This is a genomic window from Streptomyces sp. NPDC040432 (assembly GCF_055595445.1).
In genome coordinates, this window is sequence record NZ_JBVIVP010000021.1 from 25,031 (window position 1) to 48,909 (window position 23,879).

Here is a 23,879-nt window from a genome sequence, read left to right on the forward strand (position 1 = left end):
CTCATACGGTGGGCCCGGCTTCGCGCGCCGCTCACCCTCCGGTGCGCTGACACACCGTCCCGTTCGCGGCCGCCCGCCCCCGCCCGGTTCGCGGGCGGCCGCTTCCGTCCCGGGCCCACGGCCCCGGGACATCACTGGTACGTACCTCCGCTCAGCCCGTGTCCCTCAGGCCACGGCGCGGAGCCGGAGACGCCACCCGTTCAGGGCCGCACTTCTCCCCCTGACCGCTGACCCGTGCACCGCCTGGAGACCCTTCATGATCGAGATCTCCCCCCAGCAGCTCCCTGCCCTGAGCCGTTGGTTCCCCACTGGCTCCCCCGGACCCGGGACTCTCGCCGAGCACGTCCTGGCCACCGGTGCCGGCCGCTGGTGGGCGGACCGCGTCAACCGGCCCAGGGTCCTCGCCGTCAGCTGCGCGGACCACGTGCTTCTTCGAGGCGACCCGAGCAGGCTCACCCCGGACGACCTGGCCAGGTTCGCCGGTCAGTACATCGAGGCCCCCGCCCGGTTCCGGCCCTCGCTCGGATCCGCCTTCGACCGCGTCGTCCCCTGGGAGCGCATGCTGTACGTCCAGCAGGCGCAGGTGTCCCTCCCCCGCCCGCCGCGGGGCGTCACCGTGCGGCGGCTTACCCCTGAGGACGCCCCGGCACTGGCCGGCCTGCACCCGGAGCACGCCTGGATACACGCAAGTTGGGGTGGACCCGGCCGGCTCGCCGCTTCCGGGCACGGCTGGGCGGCGTTCAGCAGGAGCCGGATTCTTTCCGTCGCTTGCACCTACTTCCTGGGCAGCGCTTACGAGGACATCGCGGTCGTCACCGTGCCCGATCGCCGCCGTGAAAGCCTCGCGCTCGCCGGCGTCGCCGGCCTGACGGCAGACATCCAGGCCCGAGGGCGCACCGCGAGCTGGTGCTGCTCACGCGACAACCGACCCAGCCGACTCCTGGCCTGGACGGCAGGCTTCCGGCTGACCCGCGAGTACGTCCACCACGCCACCGGGCGAGCCATGGCACACCAGGTCCAGGCAGCCCCGGTCCCGGCGTGAGCCGAGCCGGATCGGCCCCGAACCGACGCGGGACGGACCAAGGGATCACCGAGGCCGGTCGGTCCCCCGGCGACCCCCGTCTTCAGCCGTTCGGCGGAGTGGCCGTCAACACCCCGTCAAGGTCCGAGGCGACAGGCGTCAGGAGTGCGTCAGAGCCGTTCTGTTCAGGTCCTCCTTGATGTTCGCTGGTGCGGTCGGGTCATGCGAAGGAGTCGGGTACGGGTGAGCGCGGAAAATGTCGTGGGCATCGCCATCGCGGTGAGCCTGGTCGGGTATCTGGTCCTGGCGCTGTACTTCCCCGAGAAGTTCTGAGCATGACGACCACGCACCGGGTCGGCTCAGCAGAGGAGGCCCAGCCGGAGGTACGCCCGGGGAAGCTCAAGGTCTTCCTGGGCGCGGCCCCCGGAGTCGGCAAGACGTACCGGATGCTCGGCGAGGCACACCGCCGGGTCGCACGGGGTACTGATGTGGTGATCGGATTGGTCCAGTGCCACCAGCGCCGGCACACCGAGGCGAAGCTCGACGGCATGGAAGCCCTCCCCCTGGCCGCGCGCGCCTACCGCGCTGCACGGCAAGGGGAGCTGGACCTCCAAGCTCTGCTGTCCAGACGCCCGCAGGTGGTGTTGATCGACGAACTCGCCCACACCAACGTCCCCGGGGGCGGTCGGCACCCCAAGCGCTGGCAGGACGTCGAGGACATTCTCGCTTCAGGCATCGACGTCTTCACCACCCTCAACATTCAGCACCTGGAGTCGCTCAGCGACGTTGTCGAGAAGATCACCGGAGTGCCGCAGCACGACACGGTCCCCGACGAGTTCGTGCGCCGCGCCGATGAGATCGAGCTGGTCGATCTGCCTCCCGAGGGGCTACGGCGCCGGATGGCCCACGGCAACATCTACCCGCCGGAGCGGATCGACGCTTCCATGGCGAACTACTTCCGGAGCGGGAATCTCATCGCGCTCCGGGAGCTGGCCCTGCTGTGGCTGGCCGGGCGGGTGGACGAGGCCCTGCACAGGTACCGCACCGAGCATGGCATCGGGGAGGTCTGGGAGACCCGGGAACGGGTCGTGGTGGCCCTCACGGGTGGGCCCGAGGGCGAGACCCTGATCCGTCGCGCGGCGCGTATCGCCGGCCGGTCCGCGGGCGGCGACCTGCTCGCCGTGCACGTCGCGCGGAGCGACGGGCTCGCCGCCGGTGTCTCGCAGGCGGCGCTGGCCTGCCAGCGGGTGCTCGTCGAGCAGCTGGGCGGCAGCTACCACTCCGTCGTCGGTGACGAAGTACCGACCGCCCTGGTGGACTTCGCGCTGGCGGCCAACGCCACGCAGCTCGTTCTCGGTACCAGCCGACGACGCCGGCTGGAACGATTCCTCACCGGCCGCGGAATCGGCGAGACCGTCGTGGCGCTGTCCGAGGACATCGACGTCCACATGGTCACTCACGAGCGGGCGGGCCACGGACGGCTGCTGCCGTCCCGTCGCCGCACGCTCTCCACTTCCCGGCGCATCGCCGGACCCCTGACCGGCGTCATGCTCCCCGTCCTGCTCACCCTCGCCCTCGACCGGATGCGCGGGACGCTGAACCTCACCAGCGAGGCTCTGCTGTTCCTCGTGGCCGTCGTTGGAGTGGCCTGCATCGGTGGGGTGGCCTCAGCGCTGGTCGCAGCGCTGACTGCCGCGCTGCTTCTCAACCACTGGTTCATGCCGCCCATAGGCGAGTTCACGATGAGCGACCCGGACAGCGTGTTGGCCTTGGCGGTCTTCGCCGTGGTCGCCGTCACCGTGGCCGCCGCGGCGGACAGATCGCTGAGGCTGTCCCGCAGAGCGGCTCGGGCAACCGCCGAAGCAGAGACGATGTCCTCCCTCGCAGGCAGCATCGTTCGAGGCGACCAGACGATACCGGCACTGCTGGAACGTACGCGTGAGACGTTCGGCATGGAGACCGTCGAACTGGTCCAGGAGGCAACAGGCACGGGTACGGGTGCCCGGCACGGGCACGACCGCGTCGGCGCGCCGGACCCCTCCCTGGTCGTGGCAGCCGGTCCGGAGTCCTCCCTCGTCCTGCGCGGCCGAACACTGCCCTCCTCCGAACGCCGTGTACTGGCCGCCTTCGCCGCGCACGTCGGCGCTGCGGTCGAGCGGGCCCGGCTCGCCGAAGCCGCCGCCGAAGTCGAGCCCATCAAAGCCGCCGACCGCCTGCGCACCGCGCTCCTGCGCGCTGTCGGCCACGACCTGCGGACTCCGCTGGCCGGGGCGCTGGCCGCGGTCAGCTCACTGCGCACCGAGGACGTGGACTTCTCGGCAGAGGACCGGGCAGAGTTGCTCGAATCCGCCGAGACGTCCCTGCACCGACTGAACCGCCTGGTGGACAACCTGCTCGATCTCAGTCGTCTGCAAGCGGGCGCCCTTGCCCTCGACCTGCGGCCCACCAGTCTCGAAGAGGTCCTCCCGGCCGCTCTGGAGTCCCTGGAACTCGCCTCCACAGGAGTGCCCGCCATCGAGGTGCAAAACCTGGAGACGGTGCCGGCACTGCAGGCAGATCCACCGCTGCTCGAGCGGGTGCTGGCCAACCTGGTCGGCAACGCCGTCCGCCACGCCCCCGGAGACCGCCCGGTGCTGGTGACGGCAAGCACGCTTGCAGGGCGGGTGGAGGTCAGGATCGCCGACCGCGGTCCAGGGATCGCCGACGACGACCGCGAGCGCGTCTTCGAACCCTTTCAGCGACTCGGCGACCGCGACAACACGGCCGGCCTCGGTCTCGGCCTCGCCCTGGCCCGGGGCCTCACCGAGGCGATGGACGGAACGCTCACCCCGGAGGACACCCCCGGCGGAGGCCTGACCATGGTCCTGTCCCTGCCGGTCGCCGAGGCCGCCCCCGCGGCACGGCTCTGACCGCGCGGCGCCACGTCAACATCCCGTAGCCATCACGCCAGCACTGCGTCAGGGTCCGTACCCAACGCCTCCACCAGCCCTAACGTCTCCTTCATGGACCGACGTTTCACTGGGGCGGCGACCGGCGCGCCTGTCGCCGAAGCGGTATCCGGCCCCACCACTCACGACATCCACTGGGCCGGTGAACGGCGCTCGGCGATCGCCATCGCCTTCCTTCTGTTCACAGCCCTGTTCGCCGTCGACGCAGGGCTCGGAGGCCTCGACGTGCCCCGCGGCATCATCTGGACCGGCCTCGCGGGCCTGATCTTCGTGATCCTGCTTCCCCGCCGGGTCTCCGTGGAACCGGGCCTCCTGAGCGCCCGCGGGCTCCTCGTGTCGGACACCGTCCGTACCGACTCCCTCGTGGCGGTCCGGTGGTCCGACGGGATTGCTCAGCGGATGGTTCTCCGGGACTCGGACGGGAACCAGGTCGAGATCGACCCGAACGTCCTGGTCCGCAATCCGGCGATGTGGAGCCGTCTCGACACGGACACCCGCACATCGCTCCAGCACGGCACCCTGCTGCGCGGCACGACGGTGCTGCGACAGCTGGCGGAGCGCCTCGACCGCGAGACGGCCCACACGGTCTTCAAGCTCTCCGGCCTGCACTGACCTGCTCATGCCCCGGACGGCTGCCGTCCCGCGCGCCTACGGATGCGGCCAGGCTCGACGTCTACCTCGCAGCTCCGTCCGCGCCCGACTCGGGGGCGTCGGCGAACCATGCGTTCACGCCGCCTCCCGCACCGACGTTTTCAAGGCCGGAGGTACACGGCCTGCGAGGTGGCCGGTGGGACCACGCATGTGGCGGACGCCGATGAATTCGCCGAGGTCGCGTGGGTGACCCTGGCGGAGATCCCGCGGTACATCCCGTACGGACTCTTCAAGCCGGGCGCAGCCTGACAGAAGGGGTTGGGCGGGAGAGGCCGTTGTCGCCTGTGCACAAGATCCGCCACACACGCTGCATCCACGAATCGCACGCCTGGCTGGAACCGAAGTCGCGACCTTGGGTGCTGGCAGCGCAGCAGCGGCCACCACCGGCCTTCACGGCAAAGCGGACTCAACGCAACCGGCGACCACACCTGACCACTCGTCAGCAAAGTCAGCAAAAGGTCAGCATTCGTCCGACCAAACGTGGTTACAGCCTGCAACAGATGAGACTCAACCCCCAGCGCCCACGCTCTCGCATCGCGTCGGACGGCCCGCCCTGCGAGACCAGAAGCGGAGGGGCGGCCGCGAGCACCGCGCCCGACCCTCGCCTCCATGAACTAGCAGGTCAACGCACCCGCCCCCTGGGTTTCAAGTGGGTCGGGGGGAGCTCAGGGGCCGGAATCGGAGGGCCGTCGTAGCCCTTCACCTCGCCATAGCGGGACCCGTTCATCCACTCTTCGCGGGCCTGCGCGATATCGTCGTGTGACCGGCCGATCCAGTTCCAGAACATGACGATCTCCTCCTCGAACGGTTCGCCGCCCAGCAGCATGAGGCCGGCGTCCGAGGCTGCGCGGAGGGGGAGTTCGGTGCGGCCACAGCCGAGGTAGAGCATGGCGCCCGGGAGTACGGGGACGCCGTCCACGTGGACCTCGCCGGACATCGACAGGACCGCGTACTCGAAGTCCGGGTCGAGGGGCAGTCGGGTCTCGGTGCCGCCGGCGAGGGTGAGGTCGGCGCCGACGATGGGGGTGTACGCCGTACCGGGCGAGGTGGCCCCGTCCAGGCTGCCCAGGATCACCGTGGCCGTCAGGCCGGGGGCGGTGACCTGCGGGAGTTCCGGGTGGTGCTGGAAGTGGGGGGCCACGTCGCGGTGCGCGTCCGGCAGGGCCACCCACAGTTGGGCGCCGTGCAGGAATCGGGCGTGCGGGCGGGGGCTCTCCTCCGAGTGGCTGATGCCCCGGCCGGAGGTCATCAGGCCCAGCTCGCGGGGGCGGATCGTCGCGAGGCTGCCTTCGCTGTCGCGGTGCAGGACCTCCCCGTCGTGCAGCCAGCTCACGGTCTGCAACCCCGAGTGGGGGTGCGGTGCGACCTGCATGCCGGGCTCGTCCGCGATGTCGTCCGGACCGTAGTGGTCGACGAAGCACCAGGCGCCCACCATGCGGCGACCCAGGTTCGGCAGGAGGCGGCGGACCTCGGTGGATCCGCCGAGTTTGACGGTGCGCGGGCTGAGGAGCTCGCGTACCGGTTCGGCCACGACGAAACCGCGGCCGCCGCAGGCGGAGAGAGCTGGCTGGCGATCGAGATTGCTCATGTCGGACAACTTAGTGCCGTACCGGGGCGGAGTCGTCGGTCCTTTGCCTGGAATGTTCCGACAGGAAGGCGTGTTGGACGGACCGACACCCACCGGGAGCGATCGGAAGGGACGCGATGAACGCGCCGACGGCATACCACGAGCACGGCACCGCGGCGGAGCGCTGGGAGCGCGCCGGGCTGTTCTTCGAGGCGAAGGAGTACGCGACGGCCGCGCGCGTCCTGGTCACGGTCGCCGACGAGGCGCCGGAGCAGCTGGCTCCACGGCTGCTGCTGGCCCGGGCCTACTACCACTCCGCCCAGCTGTCGCGCGCGGAGCGCGAGCTGCGCGCGATCCTGGAGCGCTGGCCGGTCGAGGACTACGCTCAGCTGCTGCTCGGGCGCACGCTGCAGCGTCAGGGTCGGGCCGCCGAGGCGGCCCCGCACCTGCGGATCGCGGCGGCCATGGCGGGCGATTTCCCCGAGTAGGCCCGAGTGGGCCCGGGTGGCGTGTCCGGCGGGCCGCCGGGCATCCGCCCGGGCTCCCTCGCCGTCTCCCCGCACGTGAGCGCGTCCCGGCGGACCCGCTCCGGCCCGGGGATACGGGGGCGGCGGGCGCGGCGGCGGGCGTGCCCCGCGAGTCGTGCGCCGCCTGCGGCCCGGCGTGTGCGGGGCCGGGCGGCCGACTCCGATAGCCTGGGTTCCATATGAATCGCCTGACCACGCCCTTCGGCTCCTACGAACTCACCCGCTTCCCCGCGGATCCGCGCGACCGGCTCCAGGCCTGGGACGCCGCCGACGAGTACCTGCTGCGTCATCTCGACGGCGGTACCGGCGAGCGGGGCCCCGTGGACCTGGCCGGTGCCGGACAGATCACCGTGCTCGGTGACCGCTGGGGAACCCTGACGACGGCCCTGGCCTCGTACCGTCCGACGCAGATCACCGATTCCTCACTGACCCGGGCCGCCACCGAGGCGAACCTGGACCGGGCCGGGATCGGTACGTCCAAGGCGACGGTGTCCCTGCTGACCACGCAGGACGCGCCACCGGAGCGGATCGACGTCCTGCTCGTGCGGGTGCCGAAGAGCCTGGCACTGCTGGAGGACCAGTTGTACCGGGTCGCTCCGCACGTGCACGCGGGCACCGTGGTCGTGGGCGCCGGCATGGTCAAGGAGATCCACACCTCGACGCTGCGTCTCTTCGAGAAGATCCTCGGCCCGACGAAGACCTCCCTCGCGGAGAAGAAGGCGCGCCTGATCTTCTGCACGCCGGGCAATCCGGGCGCCACGCGGCCCACCACCCCCGGTCCCTGGCCGCTCACGTACACCGTGGACGAGGACGGCGGCTCGGGCGCCGGCCTGAAGGTCGTCAATCACGCGGGGATCTTCTGCGCGGACCGGCTGGACATCGGTACGCGCTTCTTCCTCCAGAGCATCCCGACGAACACGGACGGGGCCCGGGTCGTGGACCTGGGCTGCGGCAACGGCGTCGTCGGCACGGCGGTCGCGGTCGCCGATCCGGACGCTGAGGTCGTCTTCACGGACGAGTCGTACCAGGCCGTCGCCTCCGCGCGGGCCACGTACGAGGCCAACGTGCCGGCCGGTCGGCGCACGGCGGAGTTCCTGGTCGGTGACGGGGTCTCGATGCTGCCGCCCGGTTCCGTGGACCTGGTGCTGTGCAATCCGCCCTTCCACTCGCACCAGGCGACTACGGACGCGACGGCCCTGCGCATGTTCGCGCAGTCGCGCAAGGTGCTGCGGCCCGGCGGTGAACTGTGGGTGGTGGCCAACCGTCACATGGGCTACCACACCCATCTGCGCCGACTTTTCGGGAACAGCGAAGTCGCCGCGAGCGAACCGAAGTTCGTGGTGCTGCGGGCGATCAAGCACGAGCAGCGGACACGCCCCATGTGACCTGCCGGTACGTCCTACACTCTGCCGCGTGAGCAGCCAGGTGCAGACGGACGGAACGGTCGAGGGCATGGCCGCGGGTGGGGTGTCGGGGCGGCGTTACCGCCGGGAGGACGTGGCCCGCGCGGCCGGTGTGAAGGTGCGCAACCTGCGCTACTACCAGGAGCGCGGGTTGCTGCCGCCGCCCCGTCGGGAGGGGCGGATCGCCTGGTACTCCGACGATCACCTGACCCGGCTGCGTCTGATCAGCGACCTCCTGGGGCGCGGGTACACCGTGAACGGTATCGGCGAGCTGCTGACCGCCTGGGAGGAGGGCGGCGGACTGTCCCAACTCCTTGGGTTCGAGCGGGAGATGACCCGGGACTGGGTCCACGAGGAGCCGGTGACGATGACCCGGGCCGAGTTGCGGGAGCTGTTCGGCCCGGAGGCGACCGCCGAACACACGCGGCGGGCCGCCGAGTTGGGTTACGTACGGGTCGACGGGGACCGGGTGACGTATCCGAACCGGCGGTTGCTGGAGGCGACGCTGGCTCTGGTGCGGCAGGGGGTTCCGTTGGGGGAGATCCTGGACGCGGGGGACTTCGTCCAGATCCAGGCGAACGCGCTCGCGGACCGCTTCGTCGGACTTTTCCGGCGGCATGTGATCGGTGCGGAAGGTCTGGAACCACTTTCGGCCACCCAGTTGGATCACGTCCGGGAGGCGGTGGCCGCGTTGCGGCCGGTGGCCGGCGAGGTCGTGGCCGCCGAGTTCGCGCGGGCGATGGCTCGTCGGGTGGAGGCGGAGGTCGCCGAACTGCTGCGTACGGAGCAGTAGGAGTCGGCTCAAAAGGTGCGCTCGCACAACCTTGCCAACCACCATTGGCACTCTTACATTCAACTCGTCGGTAACAAAGGTGCACAGCCGAGATAAGGGACGATCTCATGGCGGATTCACCGAACTTATCCGAGCCCCCCGGCACGGACGGCGGGGACGGAACGAGCGACGCGGGCGCAACGGAGGGGCGGGTGCGTTGGCGCCGGTTCGCCCTGCTGACCGTGCCCGCCGTGGCCGTGACGGCGGGACTCGGGATCGCCCTCGCGCAAGGGGCGCTCGCCGCGTCCTTCGCGGTGTCGGGGCAGCAGTTCAAGGTGTCGGCGAAGAGTCTGGAGGGCGAGGGCTTCGCGCAGTACGGCAGCGTCGATGTCAATGCCCGTCAGGAACTGATCCCGGTGGCGGTCACCGCCATCAGGGAAGCGAAGTTGAACAGCCTGTGCCAGTCGGTGGTCACGACCCTTCCGATGATCGGCGACATCTCGCTCAACCTGACGGCCGGGCAGAAGAAGCCGGTCGAGGCGACCAACCTGTTCGTCGACGCGACGCAGCTCTCGGGTGACGCGGTCTTCACGAACATCGAGATCGGCCGCGACGCCTCCACCCTGGACAAGGGCCCCGCGGAGGCGCAGGGCATGCAGGACCTGTTCGCCCAGCAGGCGGACACGGTGAGCATCACCGGTCTCCAGCAGACGGCCTGGGCGACCAATGCAGGAACGTTCAAGCTGTCCGGGCTGAACATGAGCGTCAGCAAGGGCAAGAAGGAATGCTTCTGAGCCGCTGGCGGCGGTGGCGGCGCGGCAGGCCGTTCTGGGGCGGGCTCTTCGCCGTCCTGGCCGGAGCGTGGATCTGCGTCCTGCCGCTGGCACCGCTGAAGATCATGCTCCAGCAGGGGGTGGCGGGCATTCCGTCCGTCCTGATGGGGATCGTCATGATCGTCCTCGGTCTCACCGCCTGGTTCTCCCCCCGGCAACGCTCCCTCGCCGGGGTGCTCACCACGCTCATCGCCACCGCCGCGCTGGTCCTGTCGAACCTCGGCGGGTTCCTGATCGGCACCCTTCTCGGCATCATCGGCGGCGGCCTGATGTTCGCCTGGCAGCCGTCCGCGAACCGTCGCCCCGGGGGCTCCGCCGCCCCCGGGGCGACGGACACGCCCCCCGCTCCCACCCCGCACCACGATCCCCAAGGAGCTCAGACATGAGCCGTACGCGCACCGCGCTCGCCCTCGGGATGGCGGCCGCGGCCGCCCTGACGGTGGCCTCGGCCACCGCCACCGCCAGTCCGTTACCGCTGGCCGGGTCGACCACCGTCACCCCGGCCGGGCACGCCTTCCAGGCCACCCTCAGCGGGAAGGCCACCCTCAAGGCCGGTTCGGTCACGGTGACCTGCACGGTCTCCGCGTCCACCGGGACGGTGCCGGCCGCTCCCGGCAACCAGAACCCGGCCGGGCCGGTCTCCTCGCCCATCAGCCCGCCGACCTACAGCTCCTGTACCGCCAACGTCTGGGGCGTGACCCCGACGGTCACCACCAGTGGCGCCTGGTCGGTGTCGATGCAGCACGGTTCCCCGATCACCGCGACGATGAACGTTCCGGTCGGCGGGCTCGTCGTCACCACGACCGGCTTGGCCAACTGCGTCGTGACCACCGCGCCCACGGCCCCGGCCGCCGTCAACGGCACCTGGACGAACGGTGCGCCGCCCAGCCTGACCTTCGTCAACGCCACCGTTCCGGTCACGGTCACGGGCGGCTTCGGCTGCCCGACGAGCGCGACCACCTCCACCTTCAACGCCGTCTACAAGGTCTCCGACACCACGAACCCGGCCCAGCAGATCACCGTCGGCCCCTGAGCGGATCACTTCGGTACCCGGCCCCTCCCCGGAGGAAATCGCGTTGCTCCGGAGAGGGGAACGGGCAAAGCTCGCTGACATGTCACAGAGCACTGAGCATGACGATTCCCCCGAGACCGCCTCCCTCGCCACGTCAGCCCCCGCCGTCCGGCAGGGTCGCGGCGTGGAGGACCTCTTCTCCGGCGGGCGGCTGCTCGCGATCCCGCGCAAGGCGGCCAGGCGCGAGCAGTTGCTCACCCACCTCGCCGAGACCCTGTTCGCGCGGGACCGCGACTACACCGAGCCCGAGGTCAACGCGGCGCTGCGCACCGTGCACGAGGACTGCTCCGCGCTCCGGCGGTACCTCATCACCTCGGGACGCCTCACCCGGACCCGGGACGGCAGCAGCTACCGGCGGGCGGTGACCACCCGGTAGTGGGTCGTCAGCCGCCCGTCGTCGCCCAGCACGTGGAAGGCGACGGCGGGCGGCTCGTCGAGGTGGACGTGGTGATCGGGACCCGTCGCGGGCTCCCACGGGAGCCGGAGGGTGGACACCACTCCGGGCGCCACCAGCAGCGGCAGGCCCGCGAAGGTCGTCGCGGCCGCGGTGTGCGCGTGCCCGCACAGGAAGGCACGCAGGTGCGGGTGCCGACCGGCCAACTCCGCGAGGCGTTCCTCGCCGAACTGCCTGATCGCGTCGACGTACGGCATGTGCAGCGGCACCGGCGGATGGTGGAACGCGACCAGGACCGGCACCTCCTGCGGGGTGTCCGCCAGGACGCCGTCCAGCCAGGTCAGGGTCCGTTCCGTCAGGAACCCGTGGTCCTCGCCGGGTACCGAGGAGTCGCACACGGCCAGGACGAACCCGTCACCGCGCAGCACCTGATCGACCGGCAGCTCGGACGGCTCCTCCTCCCCCAGCATGATCCGGCGGTAGGCGAGGCGTTCGTCGTGGTTGCCGGGACAGACGACCGTCGGGTGCCGGGAGGCGAGCAGCTCGCGGGCCTCCTCGTACTCGGCGGGCTTGCCCGTGTCGGCTATGTCCCCGCTCACCAGCACCGCGTCGAGGTCGTGCGGCAGGGCGTCCAGGTACTCCATGACGGCGCGGGTGCGTTCGGCGGCCCGCCGACCGCCGTCGAGGTGGACGTCGCCGAGGTGGGCGATCACGATCACGGGAGGTGGCTCCTTCGTTCGCCGCGGCCGTTGGCCATGGGCACCTCAGGCCGTGCTGCCCGCCCGCTTGCGGCGTACCAGGACCCAGCCGGCGGCGGTGAGGACGGCCGCGCTCCCGGCGAGCGTGGCGACCGTGGTGCCGGTGGAGGCGAGCGCGCCACCGCCCGTGGTGGTGGCGCCGGGACCGCCGGCCGTGCCGCCGGAAGCGGACGGGCCTCCGGAGCCGACCGCGCCGCCGGATCCCGCCGCGTCTCCCGATCCGGACGCGCCCCCCGCGCCGGCAGCTCCGGAGGTGCCGGACGTACCGTCGCCGGTGGTGCTGCCGGACGGACCGGAACCACCGCCCGTGGTGTCGCCGGTGCTGCCGCCGTCGGCGCCCGCGCCGCCCGTCGCGCCGTCGCTCGTACCCGCGTTGCCGGCGCCGCCCGTGGTGGCGTCGGGCGCGCCGACCGTCAGGGTGACCGGCGTGGTGCGGCTGGTGCCCGCCTCGTTGTGGAATTCGGCGCGGAAGCGGTGGCCGTTGTCGCAGGCGCGGGCCGTGAAGGAGTGCACCGGGGCGTTCGCGCCGTCGATCGCCTTCCACGTCCGGCCCCCGTCGGCGCTGACCTGCCAGGTGACGGTGGGCGTCGGCATCCCGTCGGCCCGCGCGGTCAGCACGGCTCGGGTTCCCTCCGTGACGGTCTGGTCCGTGGGGCCCTGGGTGACCTTCGGCGAGACGGAACGTTGCAGCCGGGTGATGCGGCCCTCGGCGGGGTTGGAGACGAAGACCGTCCCGCCGCCGGGTTCGACCGCGAGGGAGGCGAACCCCAACTGGCCCTGGTTGCCGGGGAGCACGACCGGTTTCGCCGCCTCCGCGAAGTCGGTGGTGCGGTACACGGTCAAGCTGCCGTTGTTGTCGCTGCCGGGTAGCGAGGTGTCTCCCGGGTCCTGCCGGACGACGTACGCCTCGTGCGTGACGGGGTCGAACCTCGCCGCCCGGGGCAGGTCGTCGCCGGTCAGTACGCGCAGGCGCTTGCCCGTCGCGTCGTGGACGACGACCGAGGTGCCGATGCCGACCCAGACCGCACCCGTCTCCGGGTCGACCTCGGTGAATCCGACGTGGTCCTCGCCTGCGGGGAGTTCGACGTCGGCGGTGACCTGGAGGGTGGTGGCGTCGATCCGGTACATCCGCCCGTTGGACGGGTCGGGGAACCAGATCGTCCTGCGCACCGGGTCCACGGCGAAGCCGTCACCGCCCTCCAGGGTGATGCCGCGTTTCACCGCGGCGGTGGCGACGTCGACCTCGGACAGTACGGGGCCCTGCGCGACGAACACGGTGCCCGCGGCGAGGCCGGGTCGGGTGTCGGTGACGGTTCCGCCCGGTACCCAGGCGCCGGCCGCGACGGTGTCGCCGTCCTTGGCGGTGCCGATGCCGCGGAGCGGGTAGGAGAAGACGACCCCGTCGCCGGGGAGCGGGGCGATCAGCCGGCGGACCGCCCGCCGCCCCGGCGTGCCGTTGGCCCCGGGCGCCTGGTTGACGGTGCTGCGCACCCTGCCGTCGATCGGGTCGAGGACGTGGAGTCCGCTCTCGTTGACGTCCGCGGTGTCGGGGAGGTCGTCCGAACCCACGTACAGCTTGCGGGAGTCGGGGTGGAACATCAGGTCGCGCGGTTTGCCCGCGGTGGTGAAGTCCGCGACCGGCCGGTAGGCGACGGTGCCCTGCGGTACGTCGACGCCATCGCCTCCGGGATCCACCGGGTCCTGGCCCCTGAAGGCGATGGGAACCCGTACGTCCTGGGAGCGGTCGCCGGCGCCCCGATGGTCGACCCGGGTGACGACGGAGCACGTCACCTGCGTGCAGTCCAGTCCCTCGTTCTTGGCCGCCAGCCGCAACTCCACGTCGAAGCGCCCGCCTTCGCCGTACGGGATCCCCAGTTCCCCGGCGTGCGCGTCGCCGCGGGGCACGATCCACTGCGAGGCCTTGGAGCCGCCGGTCGTGTCGGCTCCCCCGACGCAGGGTGCGGGCACCCGGTTGTCCCCGTTGTCCTTGCAGAAGGCGACGTAGATGCCCTTCGTGGCGTCGTAGCCCCCTCCGGTGACGCGCACGGTCCGGCCGAGCGGATCCAGACCGGACGCGGCGGAGACGGTCAACTGCTGTCCGCCCGCTCCCAGTACGGTACGTCCGGGTCCCTCGCCGGCCGGACCCGCGCCGGCCGCCGGGGCGGCCGAGACGAGGACGAGCGCGAGGGCGGCGGAGGCCGCGCCCGTCCGGGCAGGGGTGGTGGGGTGCTGGGGTGTCATGGCTTCCTCGTCGACGTGACCGCTGGTCCGGAGGGGGCGATCGACCGGCTAGTTGAAGGTCACCGGGACGTGGACGTCATACTTGCGGTTGGTGGAGTTGAAGTGGTCCGCGCGGGTGACGACGGCGCACTCGACGGTCTCGCCGCAGATGTTCCCGTTGCCGAGATCGGCCTTGACGTGGATGGTGACGCCGAGGGTGCCGCCGGGCCCGAACTTGGAGGTGTTCGGCAGGGTGCCGCCGAAGGTGTTGTTGATCCAGTGCGAGGCCCCGGTGGTGCCCGCCTGGTCCGAACCGCCGAGGCAGGGGGTCGGCTTGTACTGACCGGGTGCGCCGTCCACCGCACAGAGGCCCACGTATATGCCCTTCGCGGTGTTGAACCCGCTGCCGGTGACGGTGATGTTCTGACCGCCGGCGGCGGCCGTGCCGGGAGCGCTGACGCTCAGGTTGTAGGTCGTCCCGCCGTCCGTCACCGTGCGCGTCGAGGTCGCGGCGTTGGCGGCGCCGGCCGTGCCGAGGGCGAGGGCCACGGCGGCGGTCGCGGCGAAGGCGGCGCGGGCGGCCAGCCGGACGGTCTTGCGGGGCAGGTGGGCAACGCGCATGGCAAAACGCCTTTCCAGGGACGGACTTGATCGACTTAGGTAAGGCTAACCTAATATCGATCGAGCCTGAACCTGTTGCCCCTCCTCTGGCCGATTCCCGTCCCCTTGGCCGATCCCGCTCCCTCCCGCCCGCGCACCCCTGGCCGGCGCCGCCGGCCCTCTACCCCCGGTAGGCCTCCAGCAGCCGCAGCCAGACCTCGCTGATGGTGGGGAACGCCGGAACCGCGTGCCACAGCCGGTCGATCGGAACCTCGCCCACCACGGCGATGGTGGCCGCGTGGACCAGTTCGGCGGCGCCCGCACCCACGAAGGTGACCCCGAGGAGCACCTCCCGGTCGAGGTCGACCACCATCCGGGCCCGCCCGCGGTATCCCTCGGCGTAGAGACCCGCGCCCGAGACCTTCCCCAGGTCGTGGTCGACGGCCCGCACACGGTGCCCGGCCCGCTCCGCCTCGGCCAGGGTCAATCCGACGGCGGCCGCTTCAGGGTCGGTGAAGACGGCCTGCGGCACGGCCCGGACATCGGCCGTGGCGGCGTGGGCGCCCCAGGGGGAGGTGTCCACGGCGTCGGACCCGGCCGCGCGGGCGGCGATGGCCGCGCCCGCGATCCGGGCCTGGTACTTGCCCTGATGGGTGAGGAGCGCCCGGTGGTTCACGTCGCCGACGGCGTAGAGCCAGTCATTGCCGGGCACCCGGCAGCTCTCGTCCACCCCGATCCAGTCGCCGGGGGTCAGACCCACGGTGTCCAGTCCGATGTCCTCGGTCCGGGGGGCCCGGCCGGTCGCCACGAGCAGTTCGTCGCCCTCCAACCGCTCCCCGCCGGCCAGCACCACCGTGACGGGTCCGGTCGACCCCTCGCGCTCCACCGCCTCGACCGACACCCCGGTACGCACCACCGCGCCGGCCTCGCGCAGCGACTCGGCGACCAACTCCCCCGCGAACGGTTCCATCCGCGGCAGCAGCCCTGACCCCCTCACCAGCAGCGTCACTCGGGAACCGAGGGCCTGATGGGCGGTGGCCATCTCGGTGGCCACGACCGAGCCGCCCATGATCAGCAGCCGGCCCGGTACCCGCCGCGCGGACGTCGCCTCGCGGCTGGTCCACGGCCGGGCCTCGGCCAGCCCGGGAACGTCCGGGATCACGGCACGGGTCCCGGTGGCCACGACCACCGCGTGCCGGGCGGACAGGATGTGGTGCTCCCCCTCCGGGCTGCTCACGGCCACCTTCCGGATGCCGTAGAGCCGGCCGTGTCCCCGGTAGAGGTCGGCCCCGGTGGAGTCGATCCACTCGACCTGGCCGTCGTCGTTCCAGTTGCCGGTCCAGTAGTCGCGGTGCGCGAACACCGCCTCCGCGTCGAGCGGACCCGCCACGGAGCCCGCCAGCCCCGGCACCCGGCGGGCCTCGGCGCGCGCCAGCGCCGGGCGGAGCAGCGCCTTGCTCGGCACGCAGGCCCAGTAGGAACACTCCCCGCCGACGAGCTCGCCCTCCACCAGCGCCGTACTCAACCCGGCGGCCCGGGCCCGGTCGACGACGTTCTCCCCGGCCGGTCCCCCGCCGAGCACCACGACGTCGTACTCCATCGCTTCAGTCATGGGGACCAGTGTCTCCGCAGCGCCCGGGCCCCGGCCGGCAAGGTCAGGACTCCGGCGTGCCGGGGCCCTCGTCGGACCGCGGCTGCTCGGGCGCCGCCCCCTCCCCCTGACCGGACTCGGCGATCTTCGCCTTGACCTCGTCCATGTCGAGGGCACGGGCCTGTTCGATCAGGTCGGTCAGCGCCGCTTCCGGCAGCGCGCCGGGCTGCGCGAAGATCGCCACCTGGTCCCGCACGATCATCAGGGTCGGGATGGAGGTGATCTGGAAGGCCTCGGCCAGCTCCTGCTGGGCCTCGGTGTCCACCTTGGCGAAGACCAGGTCGGGATGGGCCTGCGCGGCCTTCTCGTAGACCGGGGCGAACTGGAGGCAGGGCCGGCACCAGCCCGCCCAGAAGTCGATCAGCACGAACGGGTTCTCGCTGACCGTCCGGTCGAAGTTCTCCTTGGTGAGCTCGACTGTAGCCACGGGTCCGGACCTCCTGTTTGGTGCGTGTCCTGTGTGAACGACCGGCCGACCCGGCGAATTCCGCGTCGGCCCCGTATCCCTAGAACGGGTGACCGGGCGGGCTGGTGCGGAGCGTCGTCCAGCGGAGTTCGGTGAAGGCGTCGAGGTTCGCCTCGCCCCCGAACCGGGCTCCCGTACCGGAGGCCCCGACGCCACCGAAGGGGGCCACGGCCTCGTCGTTCACGGTCTGGTCGTTGATGTGCGCGATGCCGGTCGGGATCCGGTCGGCCAGCTCCATGCCGCGCGCCGCGTCGCGGGTGACGATGCCCAGCGAGAGCCCGTAGGGGCCGGCCGAGGCCAGCTCGACGGCCTCGTCCTCGGTCACGAAGGACCGGACGGGCGCCACCGGGCCGAAGACCTCCTGCGCGTAGGCCGGCGTGTCGTCGGCCACCCCGGCCAGCACCGTGGGCCGGTAGAAGAGGTCCCGGTGGGTGCCTCCGGCGACGAGCTTGGCGCCCTGTCCGATGCTGGCCTCGACCAGCCCGTGGACCCGCTCCAACTGCGCTTCGTCGAGCAGCGGGCCCAGGTGGACCGGTTCGCGGTACGGGTCCCCCACGGCCAGCGCCTCGGCCCGCGCGGCGAGCCGCTCGACGTACTCGTCGTGGAGCGAGGCGTGGACGAGGTGCCGGCCCGTGGTCATGCAGACCTGCCCCTGGTGGAAGAACGAGCCCCAGGATGCCTGCGCGACGGCGGCTTCCACGTCCGCGTCGGCGAGCACCACGAGCGCCGAGTTCCCGCCCAGCTCCAGGTGTGCGCGCTTGAGGTGGCGCCCGGCCAACTCGCCGACCGTGCGACCGGACGCGGTGGAGCCGGTGAAGGACACCACCCGCACGCGCGGGTCGGCCACCACCGCGGCACCCGTCTCCGCCCCTCCGGGCAGTACGTGGAGCAGCCCGGCCGGTAGTCCGGCGGCCGACAGGACGGCGGCCAGGGCGAGGCCGCCGCAGACGGCGGTGCGGCGGTCCGGCTTGAGCAGGACCGCGTTGCCGAGCGCCAGGGCCGGTGCCACGGAACGGATCGACAGGATCAGCGGGGCGTTGAAGGGCGCTATGACCCCGACGACGCCTGCCGGAACCCGGCGGGTGAAGGAGAGCCGGGGCGCCTCGCCGGCCAGTACCTGCCCCGTCGGCCGGGAGGCGAGGGCCGCGGCCTCGTAGCACTCCTGGGCGGCGACGTGCAGTTCGAAGTCCGCCTTCCCGGGTATGGATCCCGACTCCCGGACCAGCCATTCCCGCAGTTCGTCGGCGTGCGACGCGAACAGGTCACCGGCGCGGCGCAGCACGGCGGCCCGCTCCGGGTGGGTGGCCCGCGCCCAGTCCCGCTGCGCGGCCCGGGCCCGTACCGCGGCCTCGGCCACGTCGGCGGGGGCGGCGAGGTCGAGCGTGGCGAGGGTGCGCCCGGTCGCTGGTTCGACGACCGGGGCCGTGCCGCCGGTGAGGGTGGGTCCGTCCTGCCAGAGCGTCGGGTCGAGGAGCGGCGTCACGCGGGGCCTCCGGAAGGGGATGGTGCGGGGCGGGGGGCGGCAGCACGCGCCATCGTGCCAGACCGGAGACACCACTTCTGTTCAGTTATTGGGCAGTTGACCAACCGTCATGTCTGGAAATGATCGACCGTCACGCGGTGGGGCGGGGGCTCACCTCTCCAGGACGAGAGCGATGCCCTGTCCGACGCCGATGCACAGCGCCGCCATGCCCGTACCCGAGCCCGCGGCCGCCAGTTGGTGGGCCACGGAGCCGGCCAGCCGGGCTCCGGAGGCGCCGAGGGGGTGGCCGATGGCGATGGCCCCGCCGCGCGGGTTGACCACCTCCGGGTCCAACTCGGGCCAGGCGGCGAGACAGCCCAACGCCTGTGCGGCGAAAGCCTCGTTGAGCTCGAAGGCCGTCAGGTCGGTCAGTGAACGGCCCGCCTTGCCGAGGGCCCGTGCGACGGCGTCGACCGGGCCGAGGCCGAAGAGCTGGGGTTCGATCCCGGTGACGGCGCTCGCGCTGATCCGGGCCAACGGCTCGCGGCCGGTGGCGGCCAGCCCGGCTTCGTCCGTCAGCAGCAGGGCGGCCGCCCCGTCGTTGAGCGGGGAGGCGTTCGCGGCCGTGACCGTACCGGAGCCGTCCGTCCGGAACGCGGGCTTCAGACGGGCGAGGGCCTCCGGGGTGGAGCCCTCGCGGATGCACTCGTCGCGCGCGAGGTCCACACCGGCGTACGGGACGACCTCGTCGTCGTACAGTCCGGCGGCCCAGGCGGCGGCGGCCTTGTGGTGGCTGCGCAGCGCGAAGGCGTCCTGCTCCTCGCGGGTGATGCCGTGCTTCTCGGCGACGAGTTCGGCGCCCTCGCCGAGCGAGCCCGTCCACTCGGCGGGCATGCGGGGGTTGGTCATCCGCCAGCCGAGGGTGGTGGACCACATCTGCTGGTGCCCCGCGGGGAAGGCCCGCTCCGGCTTCTGCACCACCCAGGGGGCGCGGCTCATCGACTCGACGCCGCCCGCGATGGCGACGGAGGCGTCACCGAGCGCGATGGCGCGGGCCGCCTGGACGACGGCTTCCAGGCCGGATCCGCAGAGCCGGTTGACGGTGACCCCGGGGACGGTGACGGGCAGTCCGGCGAGCAGCACCGCCATGCGGGCCACGTCCCGGTTGTCCTCACCGGCGCCGTTGGCGTCGCCGAAGACCACGTCGTCGATGCGGGCCGGGTCGAGTTCGGGCGTACGGTCCACCAGCGCGCGGACCACATGGGCGGCCAGGTCGTCCGGCCGGACTCCGGCGAGTGCCCCGCCGAACTTGCCGATCGGGGTGCGGACGGCGTCGACGACGTACACGTCGCGGACGGTGCGGATGCTCATGGGGTCTCTCCTGGGCGGATCCGTACGGGCGGCGGCGCGTCGGAGCCGGCTTCGGCGCCGGTCACACCGCCGGGGACGCCCGGTGGGGCGCGCCCGCAGTCTCCGCCGGGCCGTCATCGCCTGTCAACGGCCACCCGCTAGCCGCGGGGCAGGGCCGGGCCCGGCGCCCCGGGAGCCGCGGCGCACCGGGCGGGCCCGGCGGAGCCTCAGGTGGACTCGCGGGGCACCACCTGGACGGCCATCAGGTCATGTCGTTCGGCGACCTCCGACGGTTCGCGCACCGCCCGGTCGACCAGGGACGCCAGGTGGTCCCCGGTCGGCATCTCCAGCCGGACGGTGCTCAGCCGGGGTCGCAGGAGCCGGCCGATGAGCAGGTCGTCGGCCCCCATGACCGCCACGTCCTCGGGGATCCGCAGGCCCGCGTCCTGTAGGGCGCGCATCAGCAGCATCGCGTACTCGTCGTTGTAGGCGAAGACCGCGTCGAGCCCGAGCGAGGGCCAGCGGGCGGCGAGTTCCGTCGCCGATTCCTCGGTGTGGGCCAGCGGCACCTCCACGACCTCCGCTCCCGTCACGGAACGGGCACCGGCCAGTCGGGGTCCGGAGAACAGCTCCAGTCCCGCCTCCCGGGGCACGACCACTCCGATGCGGCGACGGCCGCGCTCCACGAGGTGCCCGGCGGCACGGGCCCCGATCTCCGCCTGGTCCATGACGAGCGCGTGCGCGCCGGGCACGCCGGCGGGCCCCAGGGTGATGACCGCGCGGGCGCCGGCCCGCTTGAGGGTGGCGACGTTGTGCGGGGACAGGGCGATCTCCCCGAGGGAGATGACCGCGACCGGCCGCAGCTCGGCCCAGGCACGGGCGGCCTCGTCCCCGTTCAGGCCGAGGCTGCCGTACTGGACCACGGTGTAGTCCAGCCGGCGCAGCGCCCACTGGAGCTGGTCGAGGAAGGCGCTGTAGAGCGGGCCGACCGGCACGTGGGAGGTGGGCAGCAGGACGATCCGGGTGTGTCCGGCGCGCAGGCTGCGCGCGGCGGCGTGGGGGACGTAGCCGAGCTCCTCGGCGGCCTCCCGGACCTTGCGACGGGTCGGCTCGCTGATCCGCACGGCCGCCGCGTTGTTGAGGACGTAGGAGACCGTCGCGCGCGACACGCCCGCGAGGCGGGCGACGTCGGCGCTGGTCGGTACGTTCGGCGATTTCGATGACTGGGACATTGCCGTCGCATCTTTCCAGACCTGTCGCTCCCGGGGGCTGGCGGATGGCCTGAAAGGGATGCTACATAGTGGTTACACGATTCATTGACACGTGTAACTGACGCGTCGCCCTTCCCTGGGGAGCGTGACGCCGCACGTGTCCGACCGTGCCGCCGTCCCGTCGCGCTCCGTCGCACCCCCGCCGTCGCGACGGGGCGGCGCGCACCCCCACCTCGCATCGCAACCCCTGCCCGGGAGGGCGCCGCGGCCCTTCCCTCCCCCGACTCCGGCACCGCCCCCACCTCTGCCGAAGCCCCGGAAGCGCCACCTCGCCCGGGCACCGCACCCCCGCCCGACCGCGGTCCGCCCCCGCCGCTCCTCCTCGGCAACAGCGCCATGCACGCGCTCCGCATCGGCGTCGCCGGCATCCTGCTCGCGCTCCGGGTCGAACAGGTCGACCCGGCGAACAAGGTCACCGACTTCGGCCTGATCCCGGGGGTCTCCGCCATCTTCGCGACGGTCCTCAACCCGGTCTCGGGCGCCCTCTCGGACCGCGGCGGACGCCGCGATCCGCGGATCCCGGGAGGCGGGCTCGCCGCGGGACCGGCGATGTTCCTGCTCGGCCTCGCCGAGCGAGCAGGGGTGCCAGGATCCGCCGGCCCGCATCGACCCCGGTCGCCCCGGCCTCCTCGAACCGAGGGCCGGATACGGGCGCGCTCGGGACTGTCGGGCACGGGGTCCGGCCCGCTACCGTCTTGCTACCGATCAGTAGGGGGAGGTCCGGTGGCGGGTTCGTTGGATGTGGTGGGGTCGCCCGGAACGTCGCGACCGCCCGGAGCCGGGCTCGCCCCGGGGTTGCGGGACATGGCGACGGCGCTCGCCGAGGGCGCCGTCACGTCCAGGGAGTTGACCGAGGGGTGCCTGGCCCGGATCGCCGCCGCGCAGCCCTCGCTCAACGCCTTCCGGATCGTGCGCGCCGAAGCCGCGCTCGCCGAGGCGGAGGCCGCTGACCGGCGCCTCGCCCGGGGGGAGCGGCTGCCGCTGCTGGGGATTCCGGTGGCGGTCAAGGACGACATGGACGTGGCCGGCGAACCGACCGCCTTCGGCTGCGCCGGGGACTTCCCCGCGCAGCGCGCCGACAGCGAGGCCGTCCGACGGCTGCGCGCGGCGGGGGCGGTGATCGTCGGCAAGACGCAGACGCCGGAGCTGGGCCAGTGGCCGTTCACCGAGGGCCACGCCTTCGGCGCGACGCGCAACCCGTGGAACACGCTCCACACCCCCGGCGGTTCCTCGGGCGGATCCGCGGCGGCCGTGGCGGCGGGCCTGGTGCCGGCCGCCCTCGGTTCGGACGGGGCGGGTTCGGTGCGGATCCCCGCGGCCTGGACCCATCTGGTGGGGGTGAAGCCCCAGCGCGGGCGGATCTCGACCTGGCCGGCGCCCGAGTCCTTCCACGGGCTCACCGTCAACGGCGTGCTGGCCCGTACGGTCGCGGACGCCGCACTGTTGTTGGACGCGGCGAGCGGCTCCGATCCGGGCGACCTGCACCGGCCCGCCCGCATCCCCGCGGCGGAGGCGGCGCTGCGCGCGCCGGGCCGGTTGCGGATCGCGCTGTCCTACGGGACGGCCTTCACGGCGACGCCCAAGTCCTTGGACCCGGTGGTGCGTTCGGCGGTGGAGCGGCTGGCCGGACGGCTGGAGGAGCTGGGCCACGAGGTGGTCCCCGAGGATCCGCGCTACGGCCTCATCGGGTTGACGTTCGTGCCCCGGGCGACGGTGGGCGTACGGGAACTGGCGGCCCTGGTGCCCGATCCCGCGTTGCTGGATCCGCGTACGCACGAGGCGGTGCGCACCGGGCGACTGCTGGGCGGGCCCGTGCTGCGGTTCTCCCGATGGGCCGAGGTGGCGCTGCGCCGCCGGGTCGGGGAGATCTTCGGCCGCTTCGACGTGGTGCTCACGCCGACCACCGCCACTCCCCCGCTGCGGATCGGAGCGCTGGCCGGCATGGGGGCCATGGCCACGGACCGGGCGATGATCGCCGCGTGCCCGTACGCCTGGACGTGGAACGTACTGGGCTGGCCCGGGGTGAGCGTCCCGGCGGGCTTCACCCCGGACGGGCTGCCGATCGGGGCCCAGCTGCTGGGTCCGGCGGACGCGGAACCGCGACTGCTGTCCCTGGCCGCACAGTTGGAGGCGGTGGAGGACTGGTCGACGCACTGGCCCACCCTCTGAGCCGGGCCCGGGACCCGATCGCGCCGTCGCCCGTCCGGGCGGATCGGGCGGGCGCTCCGCCGACCTCTCGGCGCGGTGGGTTCGCGGCCCGCGGCCCGGTGACCGGGCGGATCCGGGCGGGCACGGACCGCGTACGGGTCCGGGTGCGTGCCCGGGCGGGGTGCCCGGGCCAGTAATCTCGCCCGAATGACGGCACTTTCGCACCACGGCAACAGTCACGTCGAGCAGCCCGGCCGGGACGGGGCCACCGCCACCACCGAGGCGGATCCGCGCGCCACGGGGCCGGTGCGCACCGAGTACGCGCCCGACCGGGACGGGGATCCGGACCCGGGGGAGATCGTGTGGACCTGGGTTCCCTACGAGGAGAACGACGGCCGGGGCAAGGACCGCCCCGTCCTGGTCGTCGCCCGGGAGGCGGGCGGGCGGACCCTGCTCGCCGTCCAGTTGTCGAGCAAGCGGCACGACGCCGACCGGGAGTGGGTGCCGATCGGCTCGGGGCCCTGGGACTCCGCGGGTCGGGAGTCCTGGGTGGACCTGGACCGGGTGCTGCGGGTGCACGAGTCGGGGATGCGGCGCGAGGCGTGCGCGCTGGACCGGGGGCGGTTCGAGCTGGTCGTGGAGCGGCTGCGGGAGCGCTACGGCTGGCAGTGACGGCCCCTTGGGGCCTGTCGTCAAAGTCCCGTCGTCGCCCGCGAGGCAGACGGGATTTTGCGACAGGTCCCAGGGCCGGGGCGGGTCCGGAGC

22 protein-coding genes are annotated in these 23,879 nt (G+C 72.6%); 13 read left to right on the forward strand and 9 right to left on the reverse strand.

The genetic code is table 11. The features are described from left to right. The first annotated feature begins 256 nt into the window (after positions 1 to 256). The 4 genes from ACZ58N_RS30615 to ACZ58N_RS30630 all read left to right on the forward strand — a co-directional run bounded on the left by ACZ58N_RS30615 (position 257) and on the right by ACZ58N_RS30630 (position 4,581). A complete protein-coding gene (locus ACZ58N_RS30615; RefSeq protein WP_471166377.1) occupies positions 257 to 1,042 on the forward strand; it encodes a GNAT family N-acetyltransferase in 786 nt (261 codons plus the stop codon). A 222-nt stretch (positions 1,043 to 1,264) separates the two neighbouring features. Continuing rightward, positions 1,265 to 1,354, forward strand: a complete 90-nt coding sequence (gene kdpF / locus ACZ58N_RS30620; protein ID WP_391345116.1) for a K(+)-transporting ATPase subunit F — start codon at positions 1,265 to 1,267, stop codon at positions 1,352 to 1,354. Positions 1,355 to 1,356: 2 nt separating this feature from the next. Beyond that, positions 1,357 to 3,930, forward strand: a complete 2,574-nt coding sequence (locus tag ACZ58N_RS30625) for a sensor histidine kinase (RefSeq protein ID WP_471166379.1) — start codon at positions 1,357 to 1,359, stop codon at positions 3,928 to 3,930. A gap of 93 nt (positions 3,931 to 4,023) precedes the next feature. Then, positions 4,024 to 4,581: a hypothetical protein gene (locus tag ACZ58N_RS30630; RefSeq protein WP_471166382.1), complete on the forward strand. Its 558-nt coding sequence runs from the start codon at positions 4,024 to 4,026 to the stop codon at positions 4,579 to 4,581. 661 nt (positions 4,582 to 5,242) lie between these two features. Here ACZ58N_RS30630 and ACZ58N_RS30635 read toward each other — a convergent pair. Continuing rightward, positions 5,243 to 6,208: a pirin family protein gene (locus ACZ58N_RS30635; RefSeq protein WP_471166385.1), complete on the reverse strand. Its 966-nt coding sequence runs from the start codon at positions 6,206 to 6,208 to the stop codon at positions 5,243 to 5,245. Between the two features lie 116 nt (positions 6,209 to 6,324). Here ACZ58N_RS30635 and ACZ58N_RS30640 point away from each other — a divergent pair, with 116 nt between their 5' ends. The 7 genes from ACZ58N_RS30640 (at position 6,325) to ACZ58N_RS30670 (ending at position 11,170) form a co-directional block, all read left to right on the forward strand. Then, on the forward strand, positions 6,325 to 6,675 hold the full coding sequence (locus ACZ58N_RS30640; protein ID WP_281207038.1) for a tetratricopeptide repeat protein: 351 nt from the start codon (positions 6,325 to 6,327) through the stop codon (positions 6,673 to 6,675). Positions 6,676 to 6,893: 218 nt separating this feature from the next. Continuing rightward, positions 6,894 to 8,099, forward strand: coding sequence for a methyltransferase (locus tag ACZ58N_RS30645; RefSeq protein ID WP_471166388.1), 1,206 nt, complete (start codon positions 6,894 to 6,896; stop codon positions 8,097 to 8,099). Between the two features lie 28 nt (positions 8,100 to 8,127). After that, on the forward strand, positions 8,128 to 8,910 hold the full coding sequence (locus ACZ58N_RS30650; RefSeq protein ID WP_471166390.1) for a MerR family transcriptional regulator: 783 nt from the start codon (positions 8,128 to 8,130) through the stop codon (positions 8,908 to 8,910). Positions 8,911 to 9,125: 215 nt separating this feature from the next. After that, positions 9,126 to 9,683 carry a DUF6230 family protein gene (locus tag ACZ58N_RS30655; RefSeq protein ID WP_389702491.1) on the forward strand — a complete coding sequence of 186 codons (558 nt, stop codon included), beginning with the start codon at positions 9,126 to 9,128 and terminating at the stop codon, positions 9,681 to 9,683. Beyond that, positions 9,674 to 10,108 (forward strand): DUF6114 domain-containing protein, encoded by a 435-nt coding sequence (locus ACZ58N_RS30660; RefSeq protein WP_471166392.1) that lies wholly within the window; start codon positions 9,674 to 9,676, stop codon positions 10,106 to 10,108. The genes ACZ58N_RS30655 and ACZ58N_RS30660 overlap by 10 nt, the downstream gene beginning before the upstream one ends. Further along, positions 10,105 to 10,755, forward strand: a complete 651-nt coding sequence (locus ACZ58N_RS30665) for a hypothetical protein (RefSeq protein WP_471166395.1) — start codon at positions 10,105 to 10,107, stop codon at positions 10,753 to 10,755. The genes ACZ58N_RS30660 and ACZ58N_RS30665 overlap by 4 nt, the downstream gene beginning before the upstream one ends. 79 nt (positions 10,756 to 10,834) lie before the next feature. Further along, positions 10,835 to 11,170 carry a DUF2087 domain-containing protein gene (locus ACZ58N_RS30670; RefSeq protein ID WP_471166397.1) on the forward strand — a complete coding sequence of 112 codons (336 nt, stop codon included), beginning with the start codon at positions 10,835 to 10,837 and terminating at the stop codon, positions 11,168 to 11,170. Here the strand turns inward: ACZ58N_RS30670 and ACZ58N_RS30675 are convergent. From ACZ58N_RS30675 to ACZ58N_RS30710, 8 genes are all read right to left on the reverse strand, one after another. Continuing rightward, on the reverse strand, positions 11,143 to 11,907 hold the full coding sequence (locus ACZ58N_RS30675; protein ID WP_471166400.1) for a metallophosphoesterase: 765 nt from the start codon (positions 11,905 to 11,907) through the stop codon (positions 11,143 to 11,145). The two genes, ACZ58N_RS30670 and ACZ58N_RS30675, sit on opposite strands and share 28 nt — an antisense overlap. Before the next feature lie 45 nt (positions 11,908 to 11,952). Beyond that, the gene (locus tag ACZ58N_RS30680) at positions 11,953 to 14,187 is read right to left on the reverse strand and encodes a hypothetical protein (protein ID WP_471166402.1); all 2,235 of its coding nucleotides are present in this window, start codon (positions 14,185 to 14,187) and stop codon (positions 11,953 to 11,955) included. Between the two features lie 48 nt (positions 14,188 to 14,235). Then, complete coding sequence (locus ACZ58N_RS30685) at positions 14,236 to 14,787, reverse strand: hypothetical protein (protein ID WP_471166404.1); 552 nt, start codon at positions 14,785 to 14,787, stop codon at positions 14,236 to 14,238. A 160-nt stretch (positions 14,788 to 14,947) separates the two neighbouring features. Further along, a complete protein-coding gene (locus ACZ58N_RS30690; protein WP_471166407.1) occupies positions 14,948 to 16,378 on the reverse strand; it encodes a dihydrolipoyl dehydrogenase family protein in 1,431 nt (476 codons plus the stop codon). A 43-nt stretch (positions 16,379 to 16,421) separates the two neighbouring features. Further along, positions 16,422 to 16,844, reverse strand: a complete 423-nt coding sequence (locus ACZ58N_RS30695; protein ID WP_471166409.1) for a thioredoxin family protein — start codon at positions 16,842 to 16,844, stop codon at positions 16,422 to 16,424. A gap of 79 nt (positions 16,845 to 16,923) precedes the next feature. After that, positions 16,924 to 18,366: an aldehyde dehydrogenase family protein gene (locus ACZ58N_RS30700; protein WP_471166412.1), complete on the reverse strand. Its 1,443-nt coding sequence runs from the start codon at positions 18,364 to 18,366 to the stop codon at positions 16,924 to 16,926. 150 nt (positions 18,367 to 18,516) lie between these two features. Beyond that, positions 18,517 to 19,716: a thiolase family protein gene (locus ACZ58N_RS30705; RefSeq protein ID WP_471166414.1), complete on the reverse strand. Its 1,200-nt coding sequence runs from the start codon at positions 19,714 to 19,716 to the stop codon at positions 18,517 to 18,519. A gap of 206 nt (positions 19,717 to 19,922) precedes the next feature. Next, positions 19,923 to 20,927 carry a LacI family DNA-binding transcriptional regulator gene (locus tag ACZ58N_RS30710; protein WP_471166416.1) on the reverse strand — a complete coding sequence of 335 codons (1,005 nt, stop codon included), beginning with the start codon at positions 20,925 to 20,927 and terminating at the stop codon, positions 19,923 to 19,925. Positions 20,928 to 21,710: 783 nt separating this feature from the next. On the opposite strand from ACZ58N_RS30710, the gene ACZ58N_RS30715 reads away from it, so the two are divergent. Both ACZ58N_RS30715 and ACZ58N_RS30720 read left to right on the forward strand, forming a co-directional pair. Then, positions 21,711 to 23,135 (forward strand): amidase, encoded by a 1,425-nt coding sequence (locus ACZ58N_RS30715; RefSeq protein ID WP_471166600.1) that lies wholly within the window; start codon positions 21,711 to 21,713, stop codon positions 23,133 to 23,135. A 186-nt stretch (positions 23,136 to 23,321) separates the two neighbouring features. Next, positions 23,322 to 23,786, forward strand: a complete 465-nt coding sequence (locus ACZ58N_RS30720; protein ID WP_471166418.1) for a type II toxin-antitoxin system PemK/MazF family toxin — start codon at positions 23,322 to 23,324, stop codon at positions 23,784 to 23,786. The last annotated feature ends 93 nt before the right edge of the window (positions 23,787 to 23,879 follow it).

Bases quoted from the DNA above. Each gene is read 5' to 3' on its own strand.
- ACZ58N_RS30615 (WP_471166377.1), top strand. From the start codon at position 257: ATGATCGAGATCTCCCCCCAGCAGCTCCCTGCCCTGAGCCGTTGGTTC.
- ACZ58N_RS30625 (WP_471166379.1), top strand. From the start codon at position 1,357: ATGACGACCACGCACCGGGTCGGCTCAGCAGAGGAGGCCCAGCCGGAG.
- ACZ58N_RS30630 (WP_471166382.1), top strand. From the start codon at position 4,024: ATGGACCGACGTTTCACTGGGGCGGCGACCGGCGCGCCTGTCGCCGAA.
- ACZ58N_RS30635 (WP_471166385.1), bottom strand. From the start codon at position 6,208: ATGAGCAATCTCGATCGCCAGCCAGCTCTCTCCGCCTGCGGCGGCCGC.
- ACZ58N_RS30640 (WP_281207038.1), top strand. From the start codon at position 6,325: ATGAACGCGCCGACGGCATACCACGAGCACGGCACCGCGGCGGAGCGC.
- ACZ58N_RS30645 (WP_471166388.1), top strand. From the start codon at position 6,894: ATGAATCGCCTGACCACGCCCTTCGGCTCCTACGAACTCACCCGCTTC.
- ACZ58N_RS30660 (WP_471166392.1), top strand. From the start codon at position 9,674: ATGCTTCTGAGCCGCTGGCGGCGGTGGCGGCGCGGCAGGCCGTTCTGG.
- ACZ58N_RS30665 (WP_471166395.1), top strand. From the start codon at position 10,105: ATGAGCCGTACGCGCACCGCGCTCGCCCTCGGGATGGCGGCCGCGGCC.
- ACZ58N_RS30670 (WP_471166397.1), top strand. From the start codon at position 10,835: ATGTCACAGAGCACTGAGCATGACGATTCCCCCGAGACCGCCTCCCTC.
- ACZ58N_RS30680 (WP_471166402.1), bottom strand. From the start codon at position 14,187: ATGACACCCCAGCACCCCACCACCCCTGCCCGGACGGGCGCGGCCTCC.
- ACZ58N_RS30685 (WP_471166404.1), bottom strand. From the start codon at position 14,787: ATGCGCGTTGCCCACCTGCCCCGCAAGACCGTCCGGCTGGCCGCCCGC.
- ACZ58N_RS30690 (WP_471166407.1), bottom strand. From the start codon at position 16,378: ATGACTGAAGCGATGGAGTACGACGTCGTGGTGCTCGGCGGGGGACCG.
- ACZ58N_RS30705 (WP_471166414.1), bottom strand. From the start codon at position 19,716: ATGAGCATCCGCACCGTCCGCGACGTGTACGTCGTCGACGCCGTCCGC.
- ACZ58N_RS30710 (WP_471166416.1), bottom strand. From the start codon at position 20,927: ATGTCCCAGTCATCGAAATCGCCGAACGTACCGACCAGCGCCGACGTC.
- ACZ58N_RS30720 (WP_471166418.1), top strand. From the start codon at position 23,322: ATGACGGCACTTTCGCACCACGGCAACAGTCACGTCGAGCAGCCCGGC.